Source organism: Comamonas guangdongensis, assembly GCF_041079535.1.
In the GTDB taxonomy this organism is placed as follows: domain Bacteria; phylum Pseudomonadota; class Gammaproteobacteria; order Burkholderiales; family Burkholderiaceae_C; genus Comamonas; species Comamonas guangdongensis.
In genome coordinates this window covers 192,493-211,396 of sequence record NZ_JBFYGN010000005.1, presented here as the reverse complement: position 1 = coordinate 211,396, position 18,904 = coordinate 192,493, and the positions used below count along the sequence as shown (strand labels likewise).

Genomic DNA, 18,904 nt, shown 5'->3' with positions numbered 1-18,904 from the left:
AGTCTTGCGCGCCGGCTGTGACATGGCTGTGATGTGCCTGCGCGCAAGCTGAAGTTTCTTAAAGTCAGGCAAAAATGGCTGCTAGCGCTTGTCGAATAAGCGCCAGCGGCTATTGTTTTTTGAGCATCTGGAGACGAGACGGTGAATGTAAAACAGGCCTACGAGGCAGAGCTGGCCGCCAAGGGTTTTAAAAGCGATCCTGCGCAACTGCGCGCGGTCGAGGCGCTGCAGCGCTGCGCCGACGAGTGGACCGTGTACAAGGGCAAGCGCTCCAATGCACTCAAGAAACTGATCAACCACCCCGATCTGCCCAAAGGCGTCTATATGTATGGCGGGGTGGGGCGCGGCAAGAGCTTTCTGATGGACTGCTTCTTCAACGCCGTGCCCCTCAAGCGCAAGGTGCGCCTGCACTTTCACGAATTCATGCGTGAGGTGCACCGCGAGATGCATCTGATGCAGGGCACGCAGAATCCGCTCGACGCCCTGGGCGCCAAGATCGCCAAGAAGTACAAGCTGATCTGTTTCGACGAATTCCATGTGGCGGACATCACGGACGCCATGATCCTCTACCGCCTGCTGGATTCCCTGTTTGCCAACGGCGTGGGCTTTGTGACCACCTCCAACTTTACCCCCGACGGGCTTTATCCCGGGGGGCTGCACCGGGACCGTATCCTGCCAGCGATCGCGCTGCTCAACGAGCGCATGGAGGTCGTGAACGTCGACAACGGTACGGATTACCGCCGCCGCACGCTGGAGGATGCCAAGCTCTATCACTGCCCGCTGGGTTCCGAGGCCGATGCGGCCATGATGGACACCTTCAACCGCCTGGCCGAGGCCCATGACGAGGAGCCCGTGGTGCAGATCGAGACGCGCAAGATCGCGGCCAAGCGCCGCGCCGGCGGCATGGTGTGGTTCGATTTCCGCGAGTTGTGCGCCGGCCCGCGTTCGCAGAACGACTACCTCGAAATCGCGACCCAGTTCCACACCATCCTGCTGTCCGACGTGCCGCAGCTGCATGTGAACATGGCTTCGGCCGCACGGCGCTTCACGCTGCTGGTCGACGTGCTCTATGACCGCCATGTCAAGCTCATCATGTCCGCGGCCGTACCGCCCGAGCAGATCTATACCGAAGGGCCGCTGGCCCACGAGTTCCCGCGCACGGTCTCGCGCCTCAACGAGATGCAGTCCAAGGAATATCTGGCACTGGAGCGCCGCGTGGTCGACACCAGTCTGACCTGAGCGCGCATGCGCCTTAAGATGTCGTGACTGGTGCAGATTCGGCCCGGGCATTTCTCTTCCGGAAATGCCCGCTGTGGGCCTTGGTTGGCCCCAGTTCCGGATGTGTTCTCCCGCTTTAGCTCTCAAGTCCATGCAGATCTCCACTCTCTCCTTCAAGCGCTCTGCGCACAGCCTCGCGCGGCTGGCGCTGCCCGTGGCCGCGGTCTGGCTGCTGGCCCTGTCGGCCCAGGCTCAGCAGCAAGGCGCTGGCCAGCCGGCCGGCGGCGAGGTGGACAGGTCGGCGCAGAAGGCCGCGGCCGACAAGGAGCGTCAACGCGTGAAGCAGGAGCGCGACGCGGAGCGCCGCGAAATCGTGGGCAAGCGCGCGATCATCGAGCAGCAGCGTATCGCCGACGAGAAGCTGTGCTATCAGAAGTTCGCCGTGGAAGGCTGTTTGGCCGAGGCGCGCCGTCTGGCGCGCGAGAAAGATGCACCGCTGCGCGCGCGCGAGCTGGAAATCAACGATATCGAGCGCAAGGAAAAGGCCACAGAGCGCCTGAAGAGCATCGAGGAGAAAAAAGCCCAGAACGCTGCCGTGCCCATGAAGTCGCAGCAGCGCGAGAAAAATGCGAAGAACCCGCCGTCCCCCTCCGGCAGCGGCGCCAAGCCGCCCGTGGATGAGCAGGCGGTGCAGGCCCAGCGCCAGAGCGAAGCCCAGCAGCGTGCGGCCAAGCAGGCCGACTATGTGCGCCGCCACGAGCAGAACCGGGCCCAGGCCGAGCAGGGCAAGGCCGAGCGTGAAGCCAAGGCCCGTGCGGACTACGAGGCCAAGCTCAAGGCCGCGGCCGAGCACAAGGCCAGCTCGCTGAAGCAGGCCCAGGAGCGCGGCAAGACGGCGGCGCCCCTGCCGCCGCCGGCGCCCTGATGCGGCTCATGGCCGGGCCAGGTGCCCAGTCATAGAGTTTGCTAGCAAAACCATGGCTGCAAGCGCTGGAGGCACAAGCGTTTGCGGTTTTTTCAGGGCTGCGGGCTGGGTTGGCCTTAAGCCGTTTCTTGCGCAGCGGCCAGTTTCAGAATGGCCAGCGACAGATTGTCGCCAAGGCCCGAGGCGCGCTGGCGCGCCTTCTCGATCAGAAACTGCGAGGCTTCGCGCGGCGACAGTGCCTCCAGCACCCGGCCCAGCTCCTCGCTGGTGAAGTAGTGCCAGACACCGTCCGAGCAGGCCATCAGCGTGTCGCCGGGCTGCAGTTTTTCAATCCTGTAATGCTCCATGGGCGGTGCGCTTACGGAGCCCAGGCAGCCCAGCAAGATATTGGACTGGGGGTGGTTGTGCGCCTGGGCCTCGGTCAGCTCGCCGCGATCGACCAGGGCCTGCACATAGGAGTGGTCCTTGGTGCGGTAGCGCTGCTGCTGGCCGTGGAAATGGTATAGACGCGAATCGCCCGAATGCATGAAGTGGCAGCTGCCGTCGGGCAGCACCACGAAAGCGGCGATCGTGCTGTGCGGCTCCTGCTCGGCGGCAATGGCCGTGAGGCGGATGACGGTGTGGGCATCCTGCACAATGGTGTGCAGCAAATGCGTGCAGTCTTCCTTGGCGGGCTCGAAGCGTTCGAACAGCTGGCGCGCGGTGAGCATGACCTGGTCCGAGGCCTTGCGCCCGCCGCTGCGCCCGCCCATGCCATCCGCCACTACGCCGAGAATGCAGCTCTTGGCGTGGGGATGGGCCATGAGCAGGACCTGATCCTGCTGATACTCCCGGTCGCCACGGTGAATGCCGGTGGCGGCCTGGATGCGGAAGTTCGAAGACATGGGAAATATGGAAGCGCAGAAAGGTAAAGCGAGATCTTTACCGGTAGTTACATTTTAGTGCCTGGCGATCAGGCCCGATGGCTGTGAATGATAGAGATCTTGCTCGTGCCGTGAGCAAACAAGGTGAACCAGTCTTGAGTCCATTGATGGAAGCGGTCAGCGCCGCATTTTCGCCCGACGGTCTGCTGTCGGCCGCCGAACCCGCGTTTACGCCGCGCGCCGGCCAGACCGCCATGGCCCGGGCCGTGGCCGCTGCGATTGAAGACGGCGAGGTGCTGGTGGTGGAGGCGGGCACGGGCGTCGGCAAGACCTATGCCTATCTGGTGCCGGCCCTGCTCAGCGGCCAGCGCGTGCTGGTGTCCACGGCCACCAAGGCCTTGCAGGACCAGCTGTTTGCGCGCGATCTGCCACGCCTGGTCCACGGCCTGGGCCTGCCGCTGCGCATGGCGCGCCTCAAGGGGCGCTCTTCCTATCTGTGCCTGGAGCGGCTGGAGCGCGTGCGCCAGGGGCGCGGTGCGCCGCAGGATCCGCAGGTGCTGCGCGCCGTGGCTGATGTGGAGCGCTGGGCCAGAACCACGCGCAGCGGCGATCTGGCCGAGCTGCCGGCGCTGGACGAGCGCTCGCCCGTCGTGCCGCTGGTCACCTCGACCAAGGACAACTGCCTGGGCTCGGGCTGCGCGCACTGGCAGGGCTGCCATGTCAACCAGGCGCGGCAACAGGCCTTGCAGGCCGACGTGGTCGTCATCAACCATCACCTGCTGTTCGCCGATCTGGATGTGCGCGACTCCGGCATGGCCAGGCTGCTGCCCAGCACGGGCGTGGTGGTGGTGGACGAGGCCCACCAGCTCAACGACATCGGCGTACAGTTTGCGGGCCAGGCCCTGTCTAGCCAGCAGCTGATCGGCTATGCGCGCGACGCCCTGCGCGTGACCCAGGAGCATGCGCGCGGCATGGCCGACTGGCTGGTGCTGTGCGCCACGCTGGAGCAGGCGGTAAGGGAGCTGCGGCTGCAGGCCGGCAAGCCTCCCGTGGGCGGGCGCATCCCCTGGCAGGCGGTCACGCCGCTGGGGCTGGACGCCCAGCGCTGGCGTGCGGCCCTGGTGCGGCTGGGTCAGAGCCTGCGTTCCTTGCTCACGCCGCTGGCCGGCACGGAGGCCATGGCCGCCGATCTGCAGCGTCTGTACGAGCGCGGGGCCGGGCTGCTCGCCGCTCTGGCCAGGTTTGCGGCGGCAGCCGACGAGGACTGCGTGCGCTGGCTGGAGCTGGGGTCCCAGCATCTGCGCATGCTCGAATCTCCGCTATCGATCGCCGCCGTCATGCAAGAGCGCCTGCTGCAGCGCGGCCTTGAAGGCGAGGGCGCAGAGCAGCAGCCGCGCAAGGCCTGGATTTTCACCTCGGCCACGCTGGGCAGCGATGCCCAGCTGAGCTGGTTTACCGAGCCCTGCGGCCTGCGCGAAGCCCGGCTGCTGCGCGTGGACAGCCCGTTTGACTACCACGAGCAGGCCGGCGTCTACGTGCCCCAGCCGTTTGCCACGGCCGGCAGCGCCCAGCACAGCCAGCAGGTGGCCCGGCTGGTGCTGGACGCGGCCCAGCGCCTGGGCGGTCGCACCCTGGTGCTGACCACCACGCTCAAGGCGCTGCACGCGATCAGCGAGGCGCTGCGTGCGGCTTTGGGCCTGTTTGCCGATCTCGATGTGCTGGTCCAGGGAGAGGCGCCCAAGTTGGCGCTGATCCAGCGTTTCATGGCTGCGGGCGCTGCGCGCTCCCAGCGCGGCAGCATTTTGGTGGCCTCGGCGACCTTCTGGGAGGGCGTGGATCTGCCCGGCGATGTGCTGCAGCTGGTGGTCATCGACAAGCTGCCGTTTCCGCCGCCCGACGATCCGCTGGTCGAGGCGCGCTGCCGGCGCCTGGAGGGGGTGGGCCGCGCGGGCTTTCACGACTACATGCTGCCCGAGGCCGCGATGGCGCTCAAGCAGGGCGCGGGGCGGCTGATCCGCAGCGAAACCGACCGGGGCGTGCTGGTGATCTGCGACCCGCGCCTGATGACCATGGCTTACGGCGCCGAGCTGCTGGCCGCCCTGCCTCCCATGCGCTTGCTGGCCGGTCAGGGCGAGTTCGAGCAGGCGCTCGACGGTCTGGCGCGGCCAGCGGCGCCGGGCTGAAACAAAAATGGCTGCGCAGTGCGCAGCCATGGAGGTGATGGGGTGCTGAAGGCTTACCAGAGCTTCCACCAGGACTTGCTTTGTGCCTTGTTCGGGTCCTGCTCGGGATTGTCACCATAGCTGGCCTTGAGCACGCGCTCGGCATCGTCGCGCAGCTGGGTCATGCCCAGGGCGTCGTAGGATTTGACGAGGATGAGCATGGCATCGCGCACTGAGGGCACGCCCTGGTAGTCCTTGATGGCGGCCTGTGCACGGGCGATGGCCGCCACATAGGCGCCGCGGCTGTAGTAGTACTTGGCCACATGGACTTCGTACTGGGCCAGCGAGTTCACGATGTACTGCATGCGCTGGCGCGAATCTTCGGCGTACTTGGAGTCCGGAAAGCGCGTCACCAGTTCACGGAAGGACTCGAAGGAGTCCTTGGCGGCCTTCTGGTCGCGCTCGGACAGGTCCTGGCGGGTCAGCCAGCCGAACATGCCCAGGTTGTCATTGAAGTTGACCAGGCCCTTGAGGTAGAGCGCATAGTCCATGGCGGGACTGGCCGGGTGCAGCTTCGTGAAGCGGTCCAGCGTGGCCAGGGCCTGCACTTTTTCACCGCCCTTGTACTGGGCGTAGGCCTTCTCGAGCTGGGCCTGCTGGGCCAGAGGCGTGCCCGCGGCGCGGCCTTCAAGCTTTTCGAACAGCGGCACGGCCTTGTCATAGGCGCCGGACGAGGATTCGTCACGCGCCTCGGTATAGATGCGCTCGGGTGTCCACTTGGCCGTCGGATCGTCCTTGGTGCTGGAGCATCCCGCCAGGGCAGCGGCGATGAACACGGCAGGGACTAGAGTCAGTGAAATACGCGGCATGTTGGACAGTTTTCTGACAATCATTGGCTGTAAGTAGAAGCAGGCCGATACGGCCCTGCGGCATGGCGTGAAACCTACACCATACACCACCGCGCGCATGGCCCGGGAGCAAAGCATTGTAATGGGCTGCTGCATCGCCGCAGCGACTTGCCGGGCTCTTTACGCGGGCGCGGCTTGGCGCAGAGTCATTGAGCCCGCAGGGACGCAGCGGGCTTTCTACAATAGCGCCCATGTTTGTCCATCTGCGCCTGCACACCGAATTTTCCGTCGTCGACGGAACCACTCGCATCAATGCCATGATCAAGGCCGCAGCCGAAGACGGGCAGGTGGCGATGGCCATCACCGACTTCAACAGCCTGTTCGGCGGCATCAAGTTCTACCGCGAAGGCCGCGCCAAGGGCGTCAAGCCCGTGCTGGGCGCCGAGATCGTGGTCGAGGGCGTCAACGAGGCACCGGCCTCGCGCCTCATCGTGCTCGTGCAAAGCAAGCAGGGCTATCACAATCTGGCGGAGCTGCTGGCTCGCGGCTGGACGCGCAATGTGGTGCGCGACCAGGCCCAGCACAAATGGGAGTGGCTGCAGGAGCTTGGCGAAGGCCTGATCGTGCTCTCGGGCGCCCAGGCCGGACCCGTGGGCATTGCGCTGGCGCGCGGCGATGAAAAAGGCGCGGCCGAGATCGCCCAGCGCCTGGCCAGCATGTTCCCGCACCGCTTCTATATGGAGCTGCAGCGCGCGGGCCGCGCCGATGACGAGTCGCATGTGCTGGCCGCCGTGAAGCTGGCCAGCCGCCTGAATCTGCCCGTGGTGGCGACCCACCCGATCCAGTACTCCAAGCCCGAGGACTATGAATCCCACGAGGCGCGCGTGTGCATCGCCGAGGGCGAGATCCTCGGCAACGCCAAGCGCGTGCGCAAATTCACGCGCGAGCAGTATTTCAAGACCGCTGCCGAGATGGAGCAGCTGTTCGCCGATATCCCCAGCGCCATCGCCAACACGGTGGAAATCGCGCGCCGCTGCAGCCTGACGCTGGTGTTGGGCAAGCCGCAGCTGCCCAACTTCCCCGTGCCCGAAGGCATGACGGAGGCCGAGTTCTTCCGCCAGGAGTCCTATCAAGGCCTGGAGGAGCGCCTGCTCCACCTGTATCCCGATCCGGCCAAGCGCGATGCCGAGCGCCCGCGCTATGTGGAGCGTCTGGAGTTCGAGCTGGACACCATCCTGAAGATGGGCTTTCCGGGCTACTTCCTCATCGTGGGCGACTTCATCAAGTGGGCCAAGCAAAACGGCTGCCCCGTGGGGCCGGGCCGCGGCTCGGGTGCGGGCTCGCTGGTGGCCTATGTGCTCAAGATCACGGACCTTGACCCGCTGGAATACAACCTGCTGTTCGAGCGCTTCCTGAACCCCGAGCGCGTGTCCATGCCCGACTTCGACGTGGACTTCTGTCAGCAAAACCGCGACCGCGTGATCGAGTACGTCAAGCAGCTCTACGGCCGCGACGCCGTGAGCCAGATCGCCACCTTCGGCACCATGGCCGCGCGCGCGGCCATCCGCGACGTGGGCCGGGTGCTGGACATGAGCTATACCTTCTGCGACGGCATCTCCAAACTGATCCCGAACAAGCCGGGTCTGCATGTCACGCTCAAATACCCGCCCAATCCGCCCAAGGAAGGCGACAAATACACCTATGCGATCAAGGAAGAGCCGATCCTGGCCGAGCGCATAGAGCGCGAGGAAGACGTTAAAACCCTGATCGAGATGGCGCAAAGCCTGGAGGGCATGACCCGCAACATCGGCATGCACGCCGGTGGCGTGGTGATCGCGCCGGGCAAGCTGGCCGACTTCTGCCCGCTGTACCAGCAGCCCGGCAGCACCTCGGCCGTGGCCATGTACGACAAGGACGACGTGGAGGCCGTGGGTCTGGTGAAGTTCGACTTCTTGGGCCTGGCCACGCTGACGATTCTGGAGATTGCGCGCGAATTCATCATGAAACGCCACAAGGGCCAGGAGAACTTCCAGTTCGAGAACATTCCGCTTGACGACTACCCGACGTACAAGCTGTTCTCCGACGGCAAGACAGAAGCCGTATTCCAGTTTGAATCGCGCGGCATGCAGCAGATGCTCAAGGAGGCCAAGCCTTCACGCCTGGAAGACCTGATTGCGCTGAATGCCCTCTATCGACCCGGTCCCATGGACCTGATTCCCTCCTTCATTGCCCGCAAGCACGGACAGGAAGTCGTGGAGTACCCGCATCCGCTGGTCGAGCCGGTGCTGGCCGAGACCTACGGCATCATGGTGTACCAGGAGCAGGTGATGCAGACGGCCCAGGTGCTGGGCGGCTACTCGCTGGGCGGCGCTGACTTGCTGCGCCGTGCCATGGGCAAGAAAAAGGTCGAGGAAATGGTCAAGCACCGGGCCATCTTCCGCGAGGGCGCGGCCAAGAATGGACTGACCGAGGAAAAGGCCGACGAGGTCTTCGACCTGATGGAGAAGTTCGCGGGCTACGGCTTCAACAAGTCGCACGCGGCAGCCTACTCCCTGCTGGCCTATCACACCGGCTGGCTCAAGGTGCATTACACGGCCGAGTTCTACTGCGGCAATATGACCGTGGAAATGGACAACACCGACAAGCTCAAGGTGTTGTACGAGGACGCACTCAAGATGGGCATCACCTTCGAGATGCCCGATGTGAACCGTGGCGTGTACCGCTTCGAGCCGGTGACGGACAAGGTCATCCGTTATGGTCTCGGTGCCATCAAGGGAACAGGTCAGGCCGCGATCGAGGCCATCGTGGCCGCGCGCAACGGTGAGGGCACGGGCCCCAACGGCCACGAAAAAGGGCCGTTCAGGAGTCTGTTCGACTTCTGCCTGCGCGTGGACCGCAGCAAGCTCAACAAGCGCACGGTGGAAGCGCTGATCAAGGGCGGCGCCTTCGATTCCATCCACATGAACCGTGCATCGCTGATGGCGACGCTGGACACGGCTTTCGGCTTTGCCGCCACCTCGATCGCCAACGCCAACCAGGGCGGCCTGTTCGACATGATGGGCGACGACGCTGTGGGCTCCAGCACGGCGGAGCCGCCCATGGCCGATGTGCTGCCCTGGGGGGTGAAGGAAAAGCTGACGCTGGAGAAGACGGCCATAGGCTTTTACCTGACCGGCCATCTGTTCGACGAGGTGGAGTCCGAGGTGCGCCGCTTTGTGCGCACCCCCATAGGCGAGATGCGCGACAGCCGCGAGCCCCAGACCATGGCCGGCATCATCGGCGGCCTGCGCACCATCAACGGCCAGCGCGGCAAGCTGGGCATCTTCACGCTGGATGACAAATCGGGCGTGATCGAGGCCTCGGCCGACGAAAAAGTGCTGACCGCCTGCGCCGAGCTGCTCAAGGACGACGAGTTCGTCGTGGTCTCGGGCCGTCTGCAGCCCGATCGCTTCAGCGGCGGCCTGCGCTTGAAGGTGCAGCAGATGTGGAGCCTGGCCGACGCGCGCTGCCGCTATGCGCGCTATCTGCAGGTCAGCGTGGGCGAGCATATGCCCGATGTGCCGGCGCTGCTGCGCCAGTTCCCGGCCAAGGTCGAGGAAACCGAGAACGGCCCGCTGCAGCGGGGCGTGAAGGTCAGGCTGGACCTGGTCTGCCAGGACGAGCGCGGCTCTGCCTCCTGCGAGCTGGCGCTGGGCGAGGGCAGCCGCTTCTACCCCTCGGACGCGGCGCTGGCCGCCTGGTATGGCTCGGCCGGCACGGGCCAGGTCAAGGTGGTCTACGAATAACCGGCCCAAGCCGCACCTCGAGCGCCGCTTGGGGGGCTGCGCCTGCTGACTGAATTCATAGCAGCAGGCGCTTTGTTCATCTGGGCTGGGGCGGAATTTCCATCCTAGGCCCGGGATTTGTATCCGTCAGCCTTGAAATCCCTAACAATGCTATGCATATGCCAGCGCAAAAACAGCGCAATGGCTCGCTAGAATGGATTTCATGGCTACCCAACTCCCATCAATTCCCCCGGTCTCGCCTACGGTCGGCAATCCGCCTGACAATGGTGATTCCTTGGTACTGGAGCGCCGCCGCCAGCGACTGCAGCCGCCGCGCATGTACCAGGTCGTGATGCTCAACGACGACTTCACGCCCATGGAGTTCGTCATTGCGGTGTTGCAGGAACTTTTCGGCAAGGACCGGGAAACCGCCACCCAGATCATGCTCAAGATTCATCTGGACGGCCGCGGCGTCTGCGGCGTCTATACCCAGGATGTGGCAGCGACCAAGGTCGAACAGGTGCTGCAGGCCGCCCAGAAGGCGGGGCATCCGCTGCAGGCTACATACGAGCCTGTTGAATAAACGCTGGGAGCCCCCAGATTAGGTAGCAGTAAGTATTACCAAGCAAGCCGAAAGGAGTCGCACATGATCGCTCAAGAACTGGAAGTCAGCTTGCACATGGCTTTTGTCGAGGCCCGTCAGCAGCGCCACGAGTTCATCACCGTGGAACACCTGCTGCTGGCCCTGCTGGACAATCCCAGTGCAGCCGAGGTGCTGCGCGCCTGCGCGGCCAATATCGACGACCTGCGTTCGTCGCTGTCCAACTTCATCAAGGACAACACGCCGCAGGTGGATGGCACGGAAGAGGTGGATACCCAGCCCACGCTGGGCTTCCAGCGCGTGATTCAGCGCGCCATCATGCATGTGCAATCCACGGGCAATGGCAAGAAGGAGGTGACGGGCGCCAATGTGCTCGTGGCCATCTTCGGTGAAAAAGACTCCCATGCCGTGTACTACCTGCATCAGCAGGGAGTGACGCGCCTGGACGTGGTCAACTTCATCGCCCACGGCATCAAGAAGGGCGAGCCGCCCGAGCCAGCCAAGGCCGAAGCGCCTTCGGAGAGCGAAGAGGGGGCGGGCAGCGAACGCAACGAAAAGGCTTCGCCGCTGGAGCAGTTCACGCTCAACCTGAACCAGGCCGCCAAGGAGGGCAAGATCGATCCGCTGATCGGGCGCGAGTACGAGGTCGAGCGCACCATCCAGATCCTCTGCCGCCGCCGCAAGAACAACCCGCTGCTGGTGGGCGAGGCCGGCGTGGGCAAGACGGCCATCGCCGAGGGCCTGGCCTGGCGCATCACCGAAGGCACGGTGCCCGAGGTGCTCAAGGACGGCGTGGTCTATTCGCTGGACATGGGCGCGCTGCTGGCCGGCACCAAGTACCGCGGTGATTTCGAGCAGCGCCTCAAGGGCGTGCTCAAATCGCTAAAAGACAAGCCGCAGGCGATTCTGTTCATCGACGAGATCCACACCCTGATCGGTGCGGGTGCGGCCTCGGGTGGCACGCTGGATGCGTCTAATCTGCTCAAGCCCGCGCTGTCCAGCGGTCAGCTGCGCTGCATAGGCGCGACCACCTTCACGGAGTATCGCGGCATCTTCGAGAAGGACGCGGCCCTGTCGCGTCGTTTCCAGAAGGTGGATGTGGTCGAGCCCTCCGTGGCCGAGACCGTGGACATTCTCAAGGGCCTGAAGTCGCGCTTCGAGGAGCACCACAGCATCAAGTATGCGCAGGAAGCCCTGCAGGCCGCGGCCGAGCTGTCGGCCAAGTACATCAACGACCGCCATCTGCCCGACAAGGCCATCGACGTGATCGACGAGGCCGGTGCCGCCCAGCGCATTGTTCCGCTGGAGCAGCGCAAGGACATGATTGGCAAGGCCGAGATCGAGGCCATCGTTGCAAAAATAGCGCGCATTCCGCCCGCCAATGTCAGCAACGACGACCGCAGCAAGCTGCAGACGCTGGAGCGTGACCTCAAGAGCGTGGTCTTCGGCCAGGACAAGGCGCTGGAGGTGCTGTCGTCGGCCGTGAAGATGGCGCGCTCGGGTCTGGGCAAGCCGGACAAGCCCATCGGCTCCTTCCTGTTCTCGGGCCCCACGGGCGTGGGCAAGACCGAGGCCGCCAAGCAGCTGGCCTATATCCTGGGCGTGGACCTGATCCGCTTCGACATGTCCGAGTACATGGAGCGCCATGCGGTCAGCCGCCTGATCGGTGCGCCTCCCGGCTATGTGGGCTTCGACCAGGGCGGTCTCCTGACCGAGGCCGTCACCAAGAAGCCGCATTCGGTGCTGCTGCTCGACGAGATCGAGAAGGCGCATCCGGACATCTTCAACGTGCTGCTGCAGGTCATGGACCACGGCACGCTGACCGACAACAACGGGCGCAAGGCCGACTTCCGCAACGTGATCATCATCATGACCACAAACGCGGGCGCCGAGACCATGAACAAGGCCAGCATCGGCTTCATGAACGCGCGTGAAGCCGGCGACGAGATGGCCGACATCAAGCGCCTGTTCACGCCGGAGTTCCGCAACCGCCTGGATGCTATCGTGAGCTTCAAGCCGCTGGACGAGCAGATCATCCTGCGCGTGGTGGACAAGTTCCTGCTGCAGCTGGAACAGCAGCTGGCCGAGAAGAAGGTGGAGGTCACCTTCACCGACGTTCTGCGCAAGCATCTGGCCAAGAAGGGCTTCGATCCGCTGATGGGCGCACGCCCCATGCAGCGCCTGATCCAGGACACGATCCGCCGTTCGCTGGCAGACGAGCTGCTGTTCGGCCGCCTGGTCAAGGGCGGGCGCCTGGCCGTGGACTGGGACGATGCGGCCAACGACGGCAAGGGCGACGTGAAGCTCGATATCGCCGAGCTGCCCAAGGACGATTCGCCCAAGTCGGCGCCCGAGCAGGCCGTGGCCGAATAAAGGGCCCCCCCCTGAGCGGCGATGCCGCTTCCCCCTGAAAGGGGGCGGCACCATCGCGGCGGGGCGGCCCTTGCTCGGTGCCCCTGGCTTTAGGGTGTGCCGGTTCATGAAAAAGCCGACAGTGTCAAAGCTGTCGGCTTTTTCTTTGCTGCTCCGTTATGAATAGCTTCCAGCGCAAGCCTCGTTTGATGTGCGCACTGGTTTGAATCTGAAATTCAGGAGCAGCCAGCGCAAGCAGCTATCAAAAATGGTTACTTGACCTGGCGTTTTTCGAGCTTGCGCGCCAGCGTTCGGCGGTGCATGCCCAGGCGGCGCGCGGCTTCCGAGATATTGAATCCGGTCTCGGCCAGGGTTTCGTGGATATGCTCCCACTCCAGGGTCTTGATGGAGGTGGTCTGGTTGCTGACCTCCACATCGGTGCGACCTTCGACGCGGCCGAAGGCGGCTTCGATGTCGTCGGTGTTCGAAGGCTTGGCCAGATAGTGGCAGGCGCCTAGCTTGACGGCCTCCACGGCCGTGGCGATGCTCGCATAGCCGGTGAGCACCACGATCAGCGCCTCGGGGTTGTGCTGGTGCAGCATCTGCACGCAGTTCAGGCCCGAGGCATTGCCGGCCAGCTTGAGGTCCATGACCGCGTAATGCGGCTTGTGCCGGGCCAGCAGGTCCTGCAGCTCGTCGCCGCTGACGGCATGCAGCACGCGATAGCCCCGGCGCTCGAACGAGCGCTTGAGGGTGCGGGCAAAAGCTGCGTCATCCTCGACCAGCAGCAATAAACGGTCTTCTTCCATGCAACAAAAACGCTTCAAATCGCCATGGCGGACTGGGGCAGGCGCACTTCCACCAGCGCTCCGCCGCCCTCGTGGGGCGGCAGATTACGTGCCTGAACCTGGCCGCCCAGGGCACGGGCCACATTCATGACCAGAAACAGTCCCAGGCCCCGGCCCGGACGTTCCTGCTTGGTGGAGACATGGCACTGGCCCAGCTGCTGCAGCACAGCGGCGTCGAACCCAGGTCCATGGTCGCGTACCTGCAGCAGCACCTGCTGCTGGTCACTGTCCATGCTCAGCTCCACCCAGTCGGGCGAGGCTTCGAGCGCATTGTCCAGCAAATTGCAAATCATTTGCTGCAGCGCAGTATCCGAGAGCATGGCAAAGTCCGTCACGCCCCGGTCGTGGAGCGCGAAATGGGCCAGGCTGTTATGGCCTTGCCAGTGGCCGACTATGCCCTGCACAAAGCTCACGAAAGTGGTGGTTTCCGCCCCCTCGGCGCGCGTTTCGCCGGCCGACAGCAGCACGCCCGAGACTATGGATTTGCAGCGCAGCAGCTGGCGCTGCATCTCCTGCAGGTCTTCGCGCAGGTCCTGGTCCTGCATCAGCGCCCGCATATGCTGCCAGTCGCCCAGAATCACCGACATGGTGGCCATGGGCGTGCCCAGCTCGTGGGCGGCGCCCGTGGCCAGCAGGCCCAGGCGCACGATGTGCTCCTCTTCGCTGGCGCGCTGGCGCATGTCGGAGATGCGCGTGTCGCGGCGGCGCAGATTGTCCACGATGCGCGTGAGAAACACGATGGTCAGGATGCTGGTCAGCGCAAAGCTGATCAGCACGCCCACCACGTACAGGCTGGGCAGGCCTTCCTGGCTCTCGAACTGCACATGCAGCGGCAGGTGGAACAGGATCAGGCCGATGACGCCCACAAAGGAGGCCGCGACCACGCACCAGGTGTAGTAGGGCCTGAGCAGCACGGCGCTCAGAATGCCCTGCAGCAGATACAGGTAGATGAAGGGGTTGCTGGCGCCGCCGCTCAGGTACAGCTGTATGGTCAGCGCCAGCACGTCGGCCAGCAGCGCGTAGAAGACGCTGCGCGAGGTGACGGGCCGGTGCAGCCCCTGGCTCCAGTAGATATAGGCCAGATTCGTCGCCACCAGCGCCACCAGCACCAGGGCCATGGGCAGCAGGGGCAGGGTGATATGAAAACCATAGTGCACCAGGGAGATGGTGACGACCTGGCCGATCACGGCTATCCAGCGCAGCTGAATCAGCAGCTGCATGTTCTGCCGCTCGGTCAGCCGCTGTACGCGGAACAGGGAATCGGAATTTTTGCTCACCGCGCAATTGTCCCCGAGCCCGCTTCCGTGCGGTGTCCTGGGGCCATGTCGTTCTGCTGTAGGGCGGGTGCCAAAGCGGCACGGCCATGAAAAAAGAGTTTCCACGCGCCCGCGCAGCCTGGGTTTGCGGCCCCTCAGGGACGGACGTTCTTCATTCTGGGAACAGCCCGGCGATGAAAAAAGCGCCCCGAGGGGCGCTTGGTCGAGCGGATGGGGTCAGGCCCTGGCCCTGTCGTGCCGGCGCACCAGCCAGGCAGCGACCACGACCATGGCTGCCAGCCCGTACCAGGTCAGCGCATAGACCAGATGGCTGTTGGAGAACTGGATCACGGTCATGCCGGGGCGAAGCTCGGCGGTCGCCGGCGCGCTGTCCGCATGGGCCGGGTTGCCCGCGGGAACGCCCAGATCGATGAAATAAGGTGCGGCCCGGCTCAGACCCCGGCTTTGGGCAATGGCCGCCACGTCGCGCGAGAACCACTGGCCTGCGGCCGCATCGTTGTGGCGCAGAAAGCCGCCGCCGGGCTCGCTCATGCGCATCAGGCCGATCACCGTCACGGGCTCCGTCGCAGGCTTGGCCGCGTCTATCCGCTGCAGCCATGCGGCGCGCAGCTTTTCGGGCGTGAAGCCACGGTTGACCAGGATCTGCGTGCCGTCGGCCAGCTGCAGCGGCGTCATGAGCCAGAAGCCCGCGCCGTCTTCGGTCAAGGCCTTGGTCAGCACGCTTTGCTTGTCCAGCCACAGGCCGTGGGCCTGGACGGGCAGGTATTCGTAGCCCGCGGCATCGATCTGCGGCCACAGGCCGGGCGCGGGCACGGCCACGGGGGCTGCATGCACGCGCTGCTCCACGCGCGCGATGAGGTCCAGCTTCCAGGCGCGGCGCTGCACCTGCCAGCTGCCCAGAGCCATGAAGCCTAAAAACAAGGCGATGCCCACGCAAATGAGCATCGCCTTGGCGAAGGGGGAGCGCCGCTGCGCGGCGCTCCGGTTCTTCAGTGTCTGAGTCAAGGTGTGACTGCAGCAGGAGCCGACATGGCGGGCGCCATGGGCATTTCGTGCTTGGGCATCATATTGGTGTTCATGTGGAACATGACCCACAAGGTGCCGGCAATGCCGATGGCCACGAAGACGACCGTGAAGATGGTGGACAGCATGGTCCAGCCGCCCTGGATCTTGCCGTTCATGTGCAGGAAGTACACCATGTGCACAATGATCTGCACCACGGCAAACAGGCCCAGCACCGCCACGGCGGTTGCGCGGTCCTGGATCACATTGCCCATGACCAGTGCGAAGGGAATGGCGGTCAGGATGACGGCCAGGATAAAGCCCTTGACATAGTCGCCCAGGCTGACGTGCAGGTCGTCATGTGCGTGGTGGTCGTCATGGCCGGCGTGGATATCGTGTGCGCTCATTTACAGCACCCCCATCAGATACACAAAGGTGAACACGCCGATCCAGACCACGTCCAAGAAGTGCCAGAACATGGACAGGCAGTTGATGCGGCGCACGTTGGCTTCGATCAGGCCGTGCTTGCTGATCTGGATCATCAGCGTGATCAGCCAGATCAGACCGAAGGTCACGTGCAGACCGTGGGTGCTCACCAGGGTGAAGAAGGACGACAGGAAGGCGCTGCGCGTGGGGCCCGCGCCTTCATGGATCAGGTGGTGGAACTCATACAGTTCCACCGCCAGGAAGGCCGCGCCCAGCAGGCCGGTGATGGCCAGCCAGAGCAGCGTGCCGTTCACATTCTTCTTCTGCTTTTGCAGCATGGCGAAGCCGAAGGTGATGGACGACATCAGCAGGAAGGCCGTGTTCAGGGCCACCAGGCCCAGATCGAACAGCTCCTTGCCCGTAGGGCCGGCCGCATAGTTGCGGCCCAGCACGCCATAGGTGGCGAACAGCGCTGCGAAGATCAGGCAGTCGCTCATCAGGTAGAGCCAGAAGCCCAGCGAAGTGCCGTTCTCTGGATGCGGCTCGTGGGCGAGGTGGTACTCGCGAGTAGCCAGGGCGGCTGCGCCGCCAGCGTTGATATGCGTATTAGACATGGGCTGCTGCAAGCTGCTTGGTACGTGCTTCTTCCGTCACGGTCACTTCGGCCGCGGGGATGTAGTAGTCACGCTTGTAGTTGAAGGTATGGATGATCGAGGCCAGCACGGTCAGTGCGAAGGAGCCGATCGCCAGAGGCCACATGTGCCAGATCATGGCAAAGCCGAAGACGGAGGACAGGGCAGCGATCACCACGCCGGCGCCGGTGTTGGCGGGCATGTGGATGGCTTGGAAGCCGTTCAGCGGACGCTGGTAGCCATGCTTCTTCATGTCGGTCCAGGCATCGATGTCATGCACCACGGGGGTGAAGGCAAAGTTGTACTGGGGAGGGGGCGAGGAAGTTGCCCATTCCAGCGTACGGCCTTCCCAGGGGTCGCCGGTCTCGTCGCGCAGCTCGTCGCGCTTCCAGATGGACACCGCCAGCTGGATGAAGAAGCAGCCGATGCCGGCAGCGATCAGGGCCGCACCGCAGGCAGCGATGATGAACCAGATCTGCAGCGAAGGATCGTCAAAGTGGTTGGCACGACGGGTCACGCCCATCAGGCCCAGGATGTACAGGGGCGTGAACGCAACCCAGAAACCCACCAGCCAGAACCAGAACGAAGCCTTGCCCCAGAACTCGTTGAGCTTGAAGCCGAAAGCCTTGGGGAACCAGTAGTTGATGCCGGCAAACACGGCAAACACCACGCCGCCGATGATCACGTTGTGGAAGTGGGCGATCAGGAACAGCGAGTTGTGCAGCACGAAGTCTGCGGGAGGCACGGCCAGCAGCACGCCGGTCATGCCGCCGATGGCGAAGGTGACCATGAAGCCCACGGTCCACAGCATGGGCACCGAGAAGCGGATGCGGCCGCGGTACATGGTGAACAACCAGTTGAAGATCTTCGCGCCCGTAGGGATCGAGATGATCATCGTGGTGATACCGAAGAAGGTATTCACGCTGGCGCCCGAGCCCATGGTGAAGAAGTGGTGCAGCCACACCAGGTAGGACAGCACGGTGATACACACGGTGGCGTAGACCATGGAGGTGTAGCCGAACAGACGCTTGCGGCTGAAGGTGGCCACGATTTCGGAGAACACGCCGAAGCAGGGCAGGATCAGGATGTAGACCTCGGGGTGGCCCCAGATCCAGATCAGGTTCACGTACAACATCGGGTTGCCGCCGAAGTCGTTCGAGAAGAAGTGCGTGCCCAGGTAGCGGTCCAGGGTCATCAGCACCAGGGCAGCCGTCAGCACGGGGAAGGAGGCCACGATCAGGGCGTTGGTGCACAGGGCGGTCCAGGTGAAGACGGGCATCTTCATCAGGTTCATGCCGGGCGCGCGCATCTTGATGATGGTCACGATCAGGTTGATACCCGATAGCGTCGTGCCGACACCCGCGACCTGCAGGCCCCAGATGTAGTAGTCAAGGCCGGTTCCGGGGTTCTGGTGTCCCAGATTGGACAGAGCCAGCCAGCCGGAGGTGGAGAACTCGCCCAGGAACAGGGAGATCATCACCAGCACGGCGCCGCCGGTGGTCATCCAGAAGCTGAAGTTGTTCAGGAACGGGAAGGACACGTCGCGCGCGCCGATCTGCAGCGGCACCAGATAGTTCATCAGGCCCGTCACGAAAGGCATGGCCACGAAGAAGATCATGATCACGCCGTGGGCGGTGAAGATCTGGTCGTAGTGGTGAGGGGGCAGATAGCCCATGTTCTCGCCAAAGGCCATGGACTGCTGCAGACGCATCATCACGGCGTCGGCGAAGCCGCGCAGGAACATGACCAGACCGAGGATCATGTACATGATGCCGATCTTCTTGTGGTCGATCGAGCAGATCCAGTCGTTCCACAGCGGAGCCCAGAGGCGGAACTTGGTGATGCCGGCCACGACGACGAGGCCGCCGAGCATCACGGCGAGGAAGGTATAGAGCACGATGGGCTCGTGCGTCATGGGGATCTGATCCCACGTGATGCGGCCGAGCAGCCAGTGTGCCGGTGTTGTTTGTTCAGACATGTTGAGTC

General features: G+C 64.1%; 14 protein-coding genes. 6 read left to right on the top strand and 8 right to left on the bottom strand.

Annotated elements, in window-relative coordinates; genetic code table 11:
- Nucleotides 1–141: 141 nt before the first annotated feature.
- Nucleotides 142–1,239: a cell division protein ZapE gene (gene zapE / locus AB6724_RS06480; protein ID WP_369337683.1), complete on the top strand. Its 1,098-nt coding sequence runs from the start codon at nt 142–144 to the stop codon at nt 1,237–1,239.
- Between the two features lie 130 nt (nt 1,240–1,369).
- Nucleotides 1,370–2,143 carry a hypothetical protein gene (locus AB6724_RS06475; protein WP_369337682.1) on the top strand — a complete coding sequence of 258 codons (774 nt, stop codon included), beginning with the start codon at nt 1,370–1,372 and terminating at the stop codon, nt 2,141–2,143.
- Nucleotides 2,144–2,259: 116 nt separating this feature from the next.
- Here AB6724_RS06475 and AB6724_RS06470 read toward each other — a convergent pair whose 3' ends face one another.
- Nucleotides 2,260–3,027 carry a PP2C family protein-serine/threonine phosphatase gene (locus AB6724_RS06470; RefSeq protein ID WP_369337681.1) on the bottom strand — a complete coding sequence of 256 codons (768 nt, stop codon included), beginning with the start codon at nt 3,025–3,027 and terminating at the stop codon, nt 2,260–2,262.
- Between the two features lie 146 nt (nt 3,028–3,173).
- Here AB6724_RS06470 and yoaA point away from each other — a divergent pair, with 146 nt between their 5' ends.
- Nucleotides 3,174–5,189, top strand: a complete 2,016-nt coding sequence (gene yoaA / locus AB6724_RS06465) for a DNA repair helicase YoaA (RefSeq protein WP_369337714.1) — start codon at nt 3,174–3,176, stop codon at nt 5,187–5,189.
- A gap of 53 nt (nt 5,190–5,242) precedes the next feature.
- Here the strand turns inward: yoaA and AB6724_RS06460 are convergent, their stop codons facing one another.
- Nucleotides 5,243–6,037 (bottom strand): outer membrane protein assembly factor BamD, encoded by a 795-nt coding sequence (locus AB6724_RS06460; protein ID WP_369337680.1) that lies wholly within the window; start codon nt 6,035–6,037, stop codon nt 5,243–5,245.
- A 230-nt stretch (nt 6,038–6,267) separates the two neighbouring features.
- Between AB6724_RS06460 and dnaE the strand changes: the two genes are divergently transcribed.
- The 3 genes from dnaE to clpA all read left to right on the top strand — a co-directional run bounded on the left by dnaE (nt 6,268) and on the right by clpA (nt 12,754).
- Nucleotides 6,268–9,801 (top strand): DNA polymerase III subunit alpha, encoded by a 3,534-nt coding sequence (gene dnaE / locus AB6724_RS06455; RefSeq protein WP_369337679.1) that lies wholly within the window; start codon nt 6,268–6,270, stop codon nt 9,799–9,801.
- 193 nt (nt 9,802–9,994) lie between these two features.
- Nucleotides 9,995–10,363, top strand: a complete 369-nt coding sequence (clpS, locus tag AB6724_RS06450; protein ID WP_369337678.1) for an ATP-dependent Clp protease adapter ClpS — start codon at nt 9,995–9,997, stop codon at nt 10,361–10,363.
- A 63-nt stretch (nt 10,364–10,426) separates the two neighbouring features.
- The gene (clpA, locus tag AB6724_RS06445) at nt 10,427–12,754 is read left to right on the top strand and encodes an ATP-dependent Clp protease ATP-binding subunit ClpA (RefSeq protein WP_369337677.1); all 2,328 of its coding nucleotides are present in this window, start codon (nt 10,427–10,429) and stop codon (nt 12,752–12,754) included.
- 251 nt (nt 12,755–13,005) lie between these two features.
- Here the strand turns inward: clpA and AB6724_RS06440 are convergent, their stop codons facing one another.
- From AB6724_RS06440 to cyoB, 6 genes are all read right to left on the bottom strand, one after another.
- Nucleotides 13,006–13,542, bottom strand: a complete 537-nt coding sequence (locus AB6724_RS06440; RefSeq protein ID WP_369337676.1) for a response regulator transcription factor — start codon at nt 13,540–13,542, stop codon at nt 13,006–13,008.
- Between the two features lie 14 nt (nt 13,543–13,556).
- On the bottom strand, nt 13,557–14,858 hold the full coding sequence (locus AB6724_RS06435; RefSeq protein WP_369337675.1) for an ATP-binding protein: 1,302 nt from the start codon (nt 14,856–14,858) through the stop codon (nt 13,557–13,559).
- Nucleotides 14,859–15,074: 216 nt separating this feature from the next.
- Complete coding sequence (locus tag AB6724_RS06430; RefSeq protein ID WP_369337713.1) at nt 15,075–15,851, bottom strand: SURF1 family protein; 777 nt, start codon at nt 15,849–15,851, stop codon at nt 15,075–15,077.
- Nucleotides 15,852–15,859: 8 nt separating this feature from the next.
- On the bottom strand, nt 15,860–16,267 hold the full coding sequence (cyoD, locus tag AB6724_RS06425) for a cytochrome o ubiquinol oxidase subunit IV (RefSeq protein ID WP_369337674.1): 408 nt from the start codon (nt 16,265–16,267) through the stop codon (nt 15,860–15,862).
- Nucleotides 16,268–16,900 carry a cytochrome o ubiquinol oxidase subunit III gene (cyoC, locus tag AB6724_RS06420; protein WP_369337673.1) on the bottom strand — a complete coding sequence of 211 codons (633 nt, stop codon included), beginning with the start codon at nt 16,898–16,900 and terminating at the stop codon, nt 16,268–16,270.
- The gene (gene cyoB, locus AB6724_RS06415) at nt 16,893–18,896 is read right to left on the bottom strand and encodes a cytochrome o ubiquinol oxidase subunit I (RefSeq protein WP_369337672.1); all 2,004 of its coding nucleotides are present in this window, start codon (nt 18,894–18,896) and stop codon (nt 16,893–16,895) included. The genes cyoC and cyoB overlap by 8 nt, the downstream gene beginning before the upstream one ends.
- Between the last annotated feature and the right edge of the window lie 8 nt (nt 18,897–18,904).